The 12,439-nt window shown below is 73.1% G+C and carries 12 protein-coding genes and 1 pseudogene; 8 read left to right on the forward strand and 5 right to left on the reverse strand.

Going from position 1 to position 12,439, the window contains the following annotated elements:
* Positions 1-14 precede the first annotated feature (14 nt).
* On the reverse strand, positions 15-257 hold the full coding sequence (locus tag AB0398_RS07575; protein WP_366372915.1) for a hypothetical protein: 243 nt from the start codon (positions 255-257) through the stop codon (positions 15-17).
* Between AB0398_RS07575 and AB0398_RS07580 the strand changes: the two genes are divergently transcribed.
* The 3 genes and pseudogenes from AB0398_RS07580 to AB0398_RS07590 all read left to right on the forward strand — a co-directional run bounded on the left by AB0398_RS07580 (position 216) and on the right by AB0398_RS07590 (position 2,973).
* Positions 216-860: an ABC transporter permease subunit gene (locus AB0398_RS07580; RefSeq protein ID WP_366372916.1), complete on the forward strand. Its 645-nt coding sequence runs from the start codon at positions 216-218 to the stop codon at positions 858-860. The genes AB0398_RS07575 and AB0398_RS07580 overlap by 42 nt on opposite strands.
* Positions 861-979: 119 nt before the next feature.
* A pseudogene (locus AB0398_RS07585) lies at positions 980-1,983 on the forward strand (family 43 glycosylhydrolase); the annotation flags it as partial.
* A 192-nt stretch (positions 1,984-2,175) separates the two neighbouring features.
* Positions 2,176-2,973: a substrate-binding domain-containing protein gene (locus tag AB0398_RS07590; RefSeq protein ID WP_366373030.1), complete on the forward strand. Its 798-nt coding sequence runs from the start codon at positions 2,176-2,178 to the stop codon at positions 2,971-2,973.
* A gap of 123 nt (positions 2,974-3,096) precedes the next feature.
* Here AB0398_RS07590 and AB0398_RS07595 read toward each other — a convergent pair whose 3' ends face one another.
* Positions 3,097-3,579 (reverse strand): DUF427 domain-containing protein, encoded by a 483-nt coding sequence (locus AB0398_RS07595; RefSeq protein WP_366372917.1) that lies wholly within the window; start codon positions 3,577-3,579, stop codon positions 3,097-3,099.
* 293 nt (positions 3,580-3,872) lie between these two features.
* On the opposite strand from AB0398_RS07595, the gene AB0398_RS07600 reads away from it, so the two are divergent.
* The 5 genes from AB0398_RS07600 to AB0398_RS07620 all read left to right on the forward strand — a co-directional run bounded on the left by AB0398_RS07600 (position 3,873) and on the right by AB0398_RS07620 (position 10,425).
* On the forward strand, positions 3,873-6,224 hold the full coding sequence (locus AB0398_RS07600) for a cellulase family glycosylhydrolase (RefSeq protein ID WP_366372918.1): 2,352 nt from the start codon (positions 3,873-3,875) through the stop codon (positions 6,222-6,224).
* A 125-nt stretch (positions 6,225-6,349) separates the two neighbouring features.
* Positions 6,350-8,023, forward strand: coding sequence for an RICIN domain-containing protein (locus AB0398_RS07605; RefSeq protein WP_366372919.1), 1,674 nt, complete (start codon positions 6,350-6,352; stop codon positions 8,021-8,023).
* A gap of 41 nt (positions 8,024-8,064) precedes the next feature.
* Complete coding sequence (locus AB0398_RS07610) at positions 8,065-8,301, forward strand: hypothetical protein (RefSeq protein WP_366372920.1); 237 nt, start codon at positions 8,065-8,067, stop codon at positions 8,299-8,301.
* Positions 8,302-8,429: 128 nt separating this feature from the next.
* Complete coding sequence (locus AB0398_RS07615; RefSeq protein WP_366372921.1) at positions 8,430-10,097, forward strand: sodium:solute symporter family protein; 1,668 nt, start codon at positions 8,430-8,432, stop codon at positions 10,095-10,097.
* A gap of 19 nt (positions 10,098-10,116) precedes the next feature.
* The gene (locus tag AB0398_RS07620; RefSeq protein ID WP_366372922.1) at positions 10,117-10,425 is read left to right on the forward strand and encodes a hypothetical protein; all 309 of its coding nucleotides are present in this window, start codon (positions 10,117-10,119) and stop codon (positions 10,423-10,425) included.
* A gap of 63 nt (positions 10,426-10,488) precedes the next feature.
* On the opposite strand, the gene AB0398_RS07625 is transcribed toward AB0398_RS07620, so the two are convergent.
* Genes AB0398_RS07625 through AB0398_RS07635 form a run of 3 tightly spaced genes read right to left on the reverse strand, consistent with a single transcriptional unit; the run spans position 10,489 to position 12,360 of the window.
* The gene (locus AB0398_RS07625; protein ID WP_366372923.1) at positions 10,489-10,698 is read right to left on the reverse strand and encodes a Trm112 family protein; all 210 of its coding nucleotides are present in this window, start codon (positions 10,696-10,698) and stop codon (positions 10,489-10,491) included.
* On the reverse strand, positions 10,607-11,659 hold the full coding sequence (locus AB0398_RS07630) for a hypothetical protein (RefSeq protein WP_366372924.1): 1,053 nt from the start codon (positions 11,657-11,659) through the stop codon (positions 10,607-10,609). The genes AB0398_RS07625 and AB0398_RS07630 overlap by 92 nt, the downstream gene beginning before the upstream one ends.
* Positions 11,660-11,664: 5 nt before the next feature.
* On the reverse strand, positions 11,665-12,360 hold the full coding sequence (locus tag AB0398_RS07635) for a class I SAM-dependent methyltransferase (RefSeq protein WP_366373031.1): 696 nt from the start codon (positions 12,358-12,360) through the stop codon (positions 11,665-11,667).
* Positions 12,361-12,439: the final 79 nt, after the last annotated feature.

Here is a 12,439-nt window from a genome sequence, read left to right on the forward strand (position 1 = left end):
ACCCTTCCAGGCCCTCAGCGGCAGCGCGCGGTGAAGCCGTTCGCGGTGAGGCCCTGGCAGAAGGACGCCTTCGCCACCCCGTACCGGGAGAGCCGGCCGTCGACGAACCACGTGGTGTCCGGCGGGAAGTCGAAGCCGCCGTCGTCGATCCCGTCCCAGCCGTAGCGGAAGTCGAGGTTGACGCGGACGACCGAGCGGATCACTCCCCGCAGGTCGTGCCGGCCGGGCAGGTCGGGGATCGGGCCCTGGTAGTTCATGAGGGAGAAGAGCCGCTTCACGTCGTCATCTCGACCATCGGCGGACTCCAGCTCTTCGCCGAGCCGTTCCTCTTCGACCAGCAGGGCAACGCCGAGGGCGGCGCCGAGCACCAGTTCCAGACGCCGACCCTGATGCTCTACGAGTGCGGCTTCATCAACAACGACGCCGGCCACGCGTCCGCCGTCTCCAACGTCCTGCTGTCCTCGCTCGCCGGCTTCGCCTTCGCCGAACTCCGCTTCCGGGGCCGCGACGCCTTGCTCGTCTGCCCGCTCTACATCCCGGTCACCGGCATCGGCATGTACGGGAAGCTCTCCGCGCTCATCGTGCCCGCCCTGGTCTCGGCCGTCGACGTCTTCTGGATGCGCCAGGCCGTCGAGGAGAACGTCCCCGACGAACTCGCTGAAGCGGCCCGGGTGGACGGTGCGGGCCTCCCGCGCACCTACTGGCACGTCGTCGTCCCCGGCCTCCGCACCACGGCCACCGTGCTCGGCATGTTCACCTTCATGTTCGCCTGGAACGACTGCTTCTGGCCGCTGATCGCGCTCCCCCGGAGAACGGCACCGTCCAGATCGCCGCCGGCTACTACACGGACTACACCCTGATGCTCGCCGTCGTCGTCTCGGCCCTCCCCGTCCTGGTCGCCTTCACCGTCCTCGCCCGCCGGATCGCCTCCGGCGTGATGGCCGGCGCCGTCAAGGGCTGACCGGCCCCGGCACTTCGAATGCCCGGGGGCCAGCCGGCTCCGGCACCCCGAAGGCCCGAGGCCGACCGCTTCCGACTCCCCGAAAGCAGGAGAACCGTGACCGTCGCGCCCACCGCACCACCCGGCCGGGACCGCACGGACCCCGCGCCGCAGCCGTCCTCCGGCGGGCGGGACGGGGCCCCTCCCGGGCCCGCCCTCGTCAACCCCGTCCTGCCCGGCTTCCACCCCGACCCGTCGATCCTGCGCATCGGCGACGACTACTACATCGCCACCTCCACCTTCGAGTGGCTCCCCGGCGTCGCCGTGCACCACTCCCGCGACCTCGTGCACTGGTGGCCCTCGGCGGCCTGCTCCAGGAGCCGCGCCTGCTCGACCTGGCGGGCCGGCCGGACTCCGGCGGCGTGTGGTCGCCCTGCCTCTCGTACGCCGACGTCCCCTTCCACCTCGTCTACAGCGACGTCACCGGCCTCGCCGGCGCCTTCAAGGACGTCCGCAACCGGGTGACCACGGCCCCCGACCTCGCCGGGCCCTGGCCCGCCCCGGTCCCCTTCCCGTCGCACGGCTTCGACCCCTCCCTCTTCCACGACGACGGACCCGACGGCGACGGCCGGAGCTGGGCCCTGTGGATGGAGTGGGATCACCGGCCCGGCCGGCACCCCTTCGCCGGCATCCTGCTCCAGGAGTGGGACCGCGCGCGGGGCGCCGCCACCGGCCCCGTCCACCGCGTCTTCACCGGCACCGAACTCACCCACACCCAGGGCCCGCACCTCTACCGCCGCGACGGCTGGTACTACCTGCTCACCGCCGAGGGCGGCACCTCCTGGAACCACGCCGTCACCGTCGCCCGCGCCCGCGCACTCACCGGACCGTGCGAGGCCGATCCCGCCGGCCCCCTCCTCACCTCCCGGCACCACCCCGATGCACCGCTGCAGAAGGCGGGCCACGGCAGCCTCGTCAAGACGCCCGGCGGCTACTGGTACCTCGCCCATCTGACCGCCCGCCCCCTCACCCCGCGCGGCGCGTGCGTCCTCGGCCGCGAGACCGCCCTCCAGCGCGTCGAGCGGACCGCCGACGGCTGGCTGCGCCTCGCGGGCGAGCCTCCGCTGCCGGGCGGCGACGCGCTGCCCCGCACCGTCGTACCCGCCCCCGTGTCCGGGCCCGCCCCCGCCCCGCTGCCGCTGTCGACCGTCGGCCCCGGCGCCGAGGTCCGCCCGGTGCCCCCGTGGTCCACCCTCCGCCGCCACCCCGACCCCGAGTGGATCGAGCCCGTCCACGGCGGACTGCGCCTGTACGGGGGCCAGTCCCCCGGCTCCACCCACGGGCAGAGCCTCCTGGCCCGCCGTCGACAGGCCACCGGCTTCGACTTCTCCGCCCGCCTCGACGCCCGCCCCGACTCGCCGCTCAGGACGGCGGGCCTGCTGCACTACTACAACACCACGCTCCGGCACTACCTCCACCTCACCTGGGACGACGCCCTCGTCCCCACCGTCGGCGCCACCGAGCACCTCATCGAACTCGGCCACACCCGCATCGCCCATCCGGCCGGGCCCCGGCAGCTGTTGTGCATCCGGGCCCGCGCCGACGGCTACCGGGCCACCATGGAACGGGCCGAACTCCCCGTACCGGCGGGCTTCGTCCCGCACGGAGACTTCAACGACGCCTCGGGACGGCGCGAGACGGCCCGGCTGCTCGACGCCCTGGCGGCGGCGGGGGAGGAGCCGCCCACGGCGATCTTCGCCGCCAGCGACCTCCAGGCGCTCGGCGCCTTCGAGGAACTGCGGTCCCGGGGGCGCCGGATCCCCGAGGGCGTGAGCGTCGTCGGCTTCGACGACCTGCCCGTCGCCCGCTGGACGCACCCGGCGCTCACCACCGTGCGCCAGCCGCTGTTCGACATGGCGGCGATGGCGGCGAACACCCTGCTCCGGATCATCGACGGCGAACACGTCGAGAACCTCCGCCTGGAACTCGCGACCCGGCTCGTGGTCAGGGGCAGCACCGCGCCGCCCGCCTGAGCGGGCCCGTACGGTACGGGGCGGCGGGCGGTCGGAAGGGGGCGTCGCCGCCGGACCTCCGCCGCGGCGGGGCCGTGTCGTGGCGGTCGCGCCCGGCCGCTTCCCGCCCGGCCCCCGCGCCCCTCACCAGCCCCAGGTGCCCGGCCCGCCCTTGAAGGGCCCCTCGATCTCGTGCGTGATCCAGCCGCCGTAGAAGTCGCCCTCCTGGGCAGTCACCACCTCGCCGTCGACCGCGCAGCGGACCAGGGACGGGTAGAAGGCCAGGTGTCCGCGCAGGGCCTCGTACGGATCGAGGGGCCGCTCGTAGCTCCAGGCGGCCCGGGGGACCACGTCCTCCCCGACGATGACGTCCCAGTACGACGCCGCGCCCTTCCACTCGCAGTGGCTCCGGCCCGCCCCCGGCCGGAGGAACTCCGTGCGCACGTCCTCCCGGGGCAGGTAGAAGACCGGGGGGTGGCTCGTCTCCAGGACCCTCAGGCCCGCGCGGGTGTCCGCCACCACCTCGGAACCCACCGTGACCGTCACCCGGCGGCCGTCGTCCACCAGGGCCGGGGGCCGCGGGTAGTCCCACACGGACTCCTTCGGACCGGCCGGTACGTCGTTCATGGGCCCACCTTCTCCGTGCTCGTCCGTCCGCCCCTCACTTCGCCCCCGGACCGGTCCGTGGATGCGGTGACGGGCTCCCGGACCGTACGTCCTCGGCGCGCACTCCGGTGTGGCGCGAAATCGCCCCCGTTTCCTGCCGGTAGGAACGTCGAAAAGCCGCGCATCCGTGCACGCCGCTTCCCACACCCCTCGTTGGCATGTAACCGTCACGGTATGGGAGCGCTCCCATCTCCCCCCACTTCCGAACGAATCCGCTCCCGCACCCGCCGACCGCCGTACGAAAGGGAACACGCGTGAACCTGTTCAGCAGACGCCGCGGCGCCGCGATCCGCGCCGTGGCCGTGGCGAGCGTGATGGCCGCGGCCGTCGCCTCCGGCGGGCTCGCGGCCCACGCCGCCGGACCGCCGTCCCCCGTACCTCCCCCCACCGCCGCCGCGGCACCCGCGGCCGTCCCCGCCAAGGACTGGCTGCACACCCGGGGCAACCAGATCGTCGACGAGAACGGCGACAAGGTCTGGCTGACCGGCACCAACTGGTTCGGCTTCAACGCCACCGAGCGGGTCTTCCACGGCCTGTGGTCCGGGAACATCACCACCCTCACCAAGTCCATGGCCGACCGCGGCATCAACATCGTCCGCGTGCCCGTCTCCACCCAGCTCCTCCTGGAGTGGAAGAACGGCCGGGCCGCCGTCCCCAGCGGCGTCAACACCTACGCCAACCCGGAGCTGAAGGACCTCACCACCCTCCAGGTCTTCGACCACTGGCTCGCCCTGTGCGAGCGGTACGGCATCAAGGTCCTGCTCGACGTGCACAGCGCCGAGGCCGACAACTCCGGCCACATCCACCCGGTGTGGTGGAAGGGCACGATCACGAGCGAGCAGTTCTACTCCGCCTGGGAGTGGGTGACGGCCCGCTACAAGGACAACGACACCATCGTCGCGATGGACGTCAAGAACGAACCGCACGGCAAGCAGAACGAGAGCCCGCGCGCCAAGTGGGACGGCTCCACCGACCAGGACAACTTCAAGTACGCCTGCGAGACGGCCGGCAAGCGCATCCTGGCCGTCAACCCCAAGGTCCTGGTGCTGTGCGAGGGCATCGAGATCTATCCCCGGGCGGGCAAGTCCTGGTCCTCCCAGGCCGAGGCCGACTACCACTTCAACTGGTGGGGCGGAAACCTGCGCGGCGTCCGCGACCACCCGGTGAACCTCGGCGCGGGCAACTCCCAGCTCGTCTACTCCCCGCACGACTACGGGCCGCTCGTCTTCCAGCAGCCCTGGTTCCAGGGCGACTGGAACCGCACCACCCTGGAGCGCGACGTCTGGGACCCCAACTGGCTCTACCTGCACAAGGAGAACACCGCTCCGCTGCTCATCGGCGAGTGGGGCGGCTTCCTCGACAACGGCCCCAACCAGAAGTGGATGACCGCCCTGCGCGACCTCATCGCGGAGAACCGGATCCACCAGACGTTCTGGTGCCTCAACCCCAACTCCGGTGACACCGGCGGTCTGCTGCTCAACGACTGGGCCACCTGGGACGAGGCCAAGTACGCCCTGCTCAAGCCCGCGCTGTGGCAGAGCGGCGGCAAGTTCGTCGGCCTCGACCACCAGGTGAGGCTCGGCGGCGCCGGCAGTACCACCGGCATCAGCCTCGCCGACCTGTACGGCGGCGGCGACCCGGGCGGCGACACCCAGGCCCCGACCGCCCCCGCCACCCTCACCGCACCGGCGAAGACGTCCACGAGCGTGAGCCTGTCCTGGACGCCCTCGACCGACAACGTGGGCGTGACCGGGTACGACGTCTACCGGGGCACCACCAGGGTCGGGACCTCGGCCACGACCTCGTACACGGACACGGGCCTGACGGCGAACACCGCCTACGCCTACACCGTGCGCGCCCGCGACGCGGCCGGCAACGTCTCTGCCGCCTCCACCGCCCTGTCCGTCACCACCCAGGCGGGCGGCGGCGCCGACACCACCCCGCCGTCCGTGCCGGGCAACCCGCGCGGCACCGGACGGACCACCACGAGCGTCACCCTCGCCTGGGACGCCTCCACCGACAACACCGGCGTCAGCGCCTACCTGGTGTTCCGCGACGGCACCCAGGTCGCCTCCGTCACCGGCACCGGGTACACCGACACCGGCCTGACCCCGTCCACCGCCCACACCTACACCGTCCGGGCGCGCGACGCGGCGGGCAACACCTCCGCCGCCTCCGCCCCGCTCCAGCTCTCCACGGCGGACGACACCAGCGGCGGCACCCTGCTGTCCCAGGGGAAGAACGCCTGGGCGTCCTCCACCGAGGCGGGCAACAACCCCGACCGGGCGGTCGACGGCAACGCCACCACCCGCTGGGGAAGCGCCTTCCAGGACAACCAGTGGATCAACGTCGACCTCGGCGCGAGCCGCACCGTCAGCCGCGTCGTCCTCGACTGGGAGGCGGCGTACGCCAAGGGCTACCGCGTCCAGGTGTCGAACAGCCCCGACTTCTCCACCTGGACCGACCTGTACGCCACCACGACCGGTGACGGGGGCACCGACACCCTCACCGTGAACGGCACCGGTCGCTACGTCCGCGTCCTGGGCCAGAGCCGCGCCACCCCGTACGGCATCTCGCTGTACGAGTTCCGCGTCTATGGCGGCTGACCGCACCACCCCCGCCCGGGCCGGGGCCGCGCCCCCCACACCGGCGGCCCCGCCCGGGTCCCTTCCCCGTCCCCGCCGCCCCGCCCCCGCCACCCCGTTTCCGGACGCCCGGAAAGGAAGACCTCTTGTCCCGGCCGCCCCACATACCCGCCCCCCTCGCCCTCGCGCTCGTCCTCGCGCTCGCACTGCTCACCGGCGGCCCCGCCCGGGCCGGAAGCGTGAGCCCGGCCGAAGGACCCGCACCCGCCGCGCACCCCCTCGCCGCCGCCGCGACCGGCACCCCGCTCGGCTCCGGCACCGGGCTCTACCCCCGGGCCGTCCGCCTCGCCGCCTCCGGCTCCGCCAACGGGCGGATCCTCGCGAGCGTCGTCTCCTTCGAAGGCGGCAACGGCGTCGGCCTCGTCCACGAGAGCACCGACAACGGCGCGAGTTTCCGCCAGGTCGGCCGGATCGCCGACCCCGAGTCCACCGGCGGGCAGGGCCTGTGCTGCGCCACCCTCTTCGAACTCCCGCGGCAGGTGGTCGCGTTGCCGCCGGGCGCGCTGCTCTGGGCCTCCTCCGCCGGACAGGGCGAGGCCGACCGCCGCATGGCGCTGCGGATCTGGCGCAGCAACGACACCGGCCGCAGCTGGTCGTACCTCTCCTCCTGCGCGGTCGCCGGCACCACCGGCGGCCTGTGGGAGCCGGAGTTCTCGGTCGCCGCCGACGGCGCCCTCGTCTGCCACTACGCCGACGAGACCGACCCCGCGCACAGCCAGAAGCTCGCCGCCGCCCGCAGCTACGACGGCGTGACCTGGCGCGACCACCGCTCCACCATCGCCTCCGTCCGGTTCGAGGACCGTCCCGGCATGCCCGTGGTGTGCCGGCTGCCGGGCGGCTCCTTCCTCATGTCGTACGAGATCTGCGGCCCCGGCGGCCCGTATCAGTGCGCGGTGTACCTGCGCTCCTCGGCCGACGGCTGGAACTGGGGCGACCCGCGCGCCCTCGGCGGCCGCCCCGAGACGGTGGACGGCCGCTACCTCCGCGCCGCGCCCACCCTCGCCTGGGCCCCCTCGCCCGACGGTGCCCCCCACGGACGCTTCCTCCTCGTCGCCCAGCGCCTGCTGAACCGCGACGGCGGCCCCGCCGCCGACAGCGGCCGCACCGTCCTCGCCAACACCGAGAACGGCACCGGTCCCTGGTACGAGATCGAGGCGCCGGTCCGGGTCGACGCCCCCGGGGTCGACCACTGCCGGAACTACAGCTCGCCCCTCGTCCCGTCGGCCGACGGCAGCCGGTTCCTGGAGATCGCGACCGACTGGTCGGGCCCGGACTGCCGGCCGTACGCCGCCACCGGCTCCGCCGTCGGGACCGGCGACGCGGCCGGGGTGGCCGACGGCGCCGCGTACCGCCTGGTCAACGCCAACAGCGGCCACTGCCTCGACGTGGCCGCGGACGGCCGCGAGGCGGGCGCCGACGTCCGGCAGCGGACCTGCAACGGCCTCGGCCCGCAGGCCTGGACGCTGCGCGCCCGGGGCGGCGGCCACTCCACGCTCACCGGCCGCAACAGCGGCCACTGCCTCGACCTGGAGAACGGCTCCACCGTCCCCGGCGCGAACGTCCGCCAGTGGTACTGCAACGCCCAGTCCGCCCAGGACTGGCGCCTGGTCAACGCCGGGCGCGGAGCCTACCGCCTCGTCTCCCGGGCGAGCGGCCAGTGCCTCGACGTGGCCCGGGGTTCGCGACTGCCCGGCGCGGACGTCCGGCAGTGGACCTGCAACGGCCTCCAGCCCCAGCTCTGGGTCCTCCAGCGCCTCTGACCCCCGAAACCCCTCCGAACCTCCTTCGAAAGGTGACCCGCATGCCACCCCAGGCACCGTCCCGCACCGGCCGCCGCACACCCCTGTGGGCAGCCGTGTTCGCGCTCCTCGCGACGCTCCTCGGCTCGCTCGTGACGGCCGCGCCGCCCGCCGCCGCGGCCCCCGTCCTCTGCGACCAGTACGCCTCCACGACGGTCCAGCAGGGACGCTCCACGGCGGCCGCGGCGCCCTGCGCGCCGCGGCCGTGCCCGCCCTCGGCTCAGCCGTCCCCTGCCTAACCTTTTGTCGGAAATTTCCACCACGTTCGATCACGATCAATCAAAAATAATCAAAGGCACTGTTCACTTCTTGTCGTTTCGTGCGTAGGTTCGCGCCTGTTCCTTTCGGGCGACGAAGTGAGTACCCCATGCACCTGGCCGCGGAGCTGCGGCTCCCCACCAACTGGCTCGACTACTCGATCCTGGCGATCTACTTCGTCGTGGTCCTGGGCATCGGCTTCGCCGCCCGGGCGAGTGTGAGAACCAGCCTCGACTTCTTCCTCTCGGGCCGGTCGCTCCCGGCCTGGGTCACCGGGCTCGCGTTCGTCGCCGCCAACCTGGGAGCCACCGAGATCCTCGGCATGGCGGCGACCGGAGCCCAGTACGGCGTGGCCGTCGTCCACTGGTACTGGATCGGCGCCATCCCCGCCATGGTCTTCCTCGGCCTGGTGATGATGCCCTTCTACTACGGCTCCAAGGTCCGCTCGGTCCCCGAGTTCCTGCTCCAGCGCTTCGACCGGCCCGCGCACCTGCTGAGCTCGGTCCTCTTCGCCTTCGCCGCCATCCTCATCGCGGGCGTCAACCTCTACGCCCTGTCGATCGTCGTGGAGGCGCTCCTCGGCTGGCCGCAGTGGGTCTCCATCGTCGTCGCCGGGTTCTTCGTCCTGGCGTACATCACCGTCGGCGGCCTCTCCTCGGCGATCTACAACGAGGTCCTGCAGTTCTTCGTGATCCTCGCCGCGCTCATACCGCTCACGATCCTCGGCCTCAAGCGGGTCGGCGGCTGGGACGGCCTGACCTCCTCCCTGGAGAAGGAGCACGGCGCCGACTTCCTGTCCGCCTGGGGCGGCACCGGCATCGGCGACGCCAACCCGCTCGGCGCCAACTGGCTGACCATCGTCCTCGGCCTCGGCTTCGTCCTCTCCTTCGGCTACTGGACCACCAACTTCGCCGAGGTCCAGCGCGCCCTGTCCGCCAAGAACCTGTCGGCGGCCAGGCGCACCCCGCTCATCGCCGCGTTCCCCAAGATCTTCATCGTCTTCGTGGTGATGATCCCCGGCCTGGTCGCCGCCGTCCTGGTGCCGAAGATCGGCACGCACGGCTCCGGCCTCACCTACAACGACGCCATCCCGCTGCTCATGCAGGAGCTGCTGCCCAACGGCGTGCTCGGCATCGCCGTCACCGGCCTGCTCGCCGCCTTCATGGCCGGCATGGCCGCGAACGTGTCGTCGTTCAACACCGTCTTCACCGCCGACATCTGGGCCAAGTACGTGGTGAAGGACCGCGAGGACGGCTACTACCTGCGCTTCGGACGCCTGGTCACCGCCCTCGGCGTCCTCGCCTCCATCGGCACCGCGTTCCTCGCCGCCAGCTTCTCCAACATCATGGGGTACCTCCAGACCCTGTTCTCCTTCTTCAACGTGCCGATGTTCGTCGTCTTCATCATCGGCATGTTCTGGAAGCGCGCCTCGGTCAAGTCCGGCTTCTGGGGCCTGATCGCGGGCACGGCGGCCGCGATGGTCAACTACTTCGTCATCTACAAGCAGGGCGTCATCGGCATCCCCACCGACCAGGGCGCCAACTTCGTCTCGGCCATCGTCGGCTTCGTCGCCGGCGCGGTGGTGATGGTCGTCGTCACGCTCTTCACCGCCCCCAAGCCGGAGGCCGAACTGGCCGGGCTCGTGTACGGGACGAGGTCGCCCGGCATGGACGAGGCGCCCTCCGACGGCGACGACGCCTGGTACCGGCGCCCCGCCCTCCTCGGCTGGGGGGCCGTCGTCCTGGCCGCCCTCTGCTACCTGCCGTACTCCTTCTGAACGCCCGGAGGCACCCACCATGTCCGAACTGCACCACGAAGTCTCCGAGCTGGAGCGGAAGTCCGCCACGGCCGCCCGGCTCTTCGACATCCGGCGCATCATCGGCGGCCTGTTCACCCTCTACGGCGTGATCGTGACCCTCGCGGGCGTCACCGCCGACGACGCCGACCTGAAGAAGGCCGTCGGCGTCAACATCAACCTCTGGACGGGCCTGGGCATGCTCGCCCTCGGGCTCTTCTTCCTCGTCTGGCTGAAGCTCCGGCCGACGGCTCCGCCCGTCCCCGCCGCCGGAGACACCGCCGACGCTCCGGACGAACCGCGCGGCTGAGCCGGGGGGAGGGCCTCGTGGACCGGGAGGGCACGGTGGACCACCGTGCCCTCCCGGCGTCGTTCAGGCCTCCGCCGGACCCGCGTACCGCTCGTGCTCCTCGGCGGAGACGCGGAGGCCGGAGGACGGGAGGAGCTGCGGAATGCCGTCCACGATCGGGTAGCGCAGGCGCAGCCGGGGGTTATAGAGCGCGTCCCGGCCGGCGGGCAGGGTGAGCGGGCCCTTGTCGAGGGGGCAGGCCAGGATGCGCAGCAGGGTCTCGTCGGTGTCCATGGGAATCCTCGTCGTTCGCCGGGATGAAGGACCGGGTCCGGCGGTCCGCCGCACGCGGTGGTACGGCCGTGTCGCCGGCCGGGGGCGGGGGGTCGTGGCGGGGCATGGCGAGCAGCACCGACAGGGCCAGCGCCGTTCCCGCCACGCGGAGGAACAGCGGCAGCGGGTCGTCCGGGAGGCGCTCCCCGAAGACCGGCGTCCCCACCACCGCCGTGAACAGGGCCGTCACCGTCGTGCAGACGGGCACGATCAGGGACGCGCGGCACCGCTGGAGCGCGGTCTGCGACATGACGAGCCCGGCACCGGCGGTGAACAGCAGCAGATACGGGTAGGGCGAGCCGAGCAGGGCGCGCGCCACCCCGCCCGCCCCGTCGCCCGTGAGCCGGCCCGCCGCCCCTTTGACGGCGAGCGAGCTGACGCCGTACAGCAGCCCCACGGCCACGCCGTACCCGATGCCGGTGGTCGGCACCCGGTGGCGCCGCCGCGCCCGCCGCTCGACCTGCGCGTAGAGCGCCACTCCCGTGACGAGCGTCGGCACGGACACCAGGAGGACCAGGCCCCACGGCGCCTCCGCGCCCACGACCTCGCCCTCCTCGCGCACCGACGCCACGACCATGAGGAGCGCCACGAGCACCGCGCCGAGCGCGTGGCGCTCCCGGCCCGTGGGCCGCTCGCCGAGGACGGCGGACGACAGGAGCAGGAGCAGGACGAGGCCGGACACGAAGATGCCCTGCGCCGCGGCGATCGGCAGCGTCCGGTAGACGACCAGCTGGGCGGCGAAGCCGGCGGCGAGGGCCAGTGAACCGGCCAGCCACAACGGGCTGGTCGCCAGCGTGACGACCACCCGCACCGGCCGCCCGGCGGAGAGCGCGGGCAGCGCGCCCAGCGCCCGCTTCTCCAGGACGAAGCCGACGCTGTAGAGGACGTTGGCGACCAGCGCCGCGCCCACACCCCACCACACGGGCGCTACCTGCGCCGGGCGTGCGCGAGGAGGATGGACGCCGCCGAGGGCACCGCGCACGCGGCGCGGTCGATCAGCCGCAGTCCGCGCGGCACGCCGTGGAACGGCGCGGCGGAGACGCGCACGTCCTCGAAGCCGGACGACCGCAGGAACGAGCGGAGCGCCCGTGCCGTGAACAGGCGCAGATGGCCCACCACTTCCGTGCCGGGCCGTCCGTGGATGCCCCGGAGGCTCACCTCCGAGAACACCGGCTGCCGGCCGGCCAGCAGCAGCGCGCGGTTGTACCAGGCCGCGAGGTTGGGGGTGGAGAGCATCAGATGGCCGCCCGGGCGCAGGACGCGCCGCAGCTCGTCCATGGCCCGGTCGGGGTCGACGAGGTGCTCGACGACCTCGCTGAACAGCACGGCGTCCGCGCACCCGTCGGCGAACGGCAGCCCGCCGCCGTCCACTTCGCCGCGCACGACGTGGGACATCCGCGGTCCGGCGCGGCGCAGCGCGTCGTGGGACCAGTCGACTCCCACGATCCGGTGCCCGGCGAGGATCGGCCCCGCGACGGCCGCCGCGGTGCCGTCGCCGCAGCCGACGTCGAGGACGAGCGCGCCGGGCCGGTCGAGCGCGGCGGCCAGCAGACGGGCCTGCTGCCGGCTCCGGGCGTCGCCGGAGGCCACGGGGACGGCGGGGTCCTCGTAGAAGTCCCGCAGCCCCGCCGGCCCGCCGGCCCGCGCCGCCGCTCCGTCGAACGCCCCACCGCCGGGCGGTTTTTCGCCGTCCGTCCCGCCT

It is taken from the genome of Streptomyces sp. NPDC086147, assembly GCF_040702165.1.
In the GTDB taxonomy this organism is placed as follows: domain Bacteria; phylum Actinomycetota; class Actinomycetes; order Streptomycetales; family Streptomycetaceae; genus Streptomyces.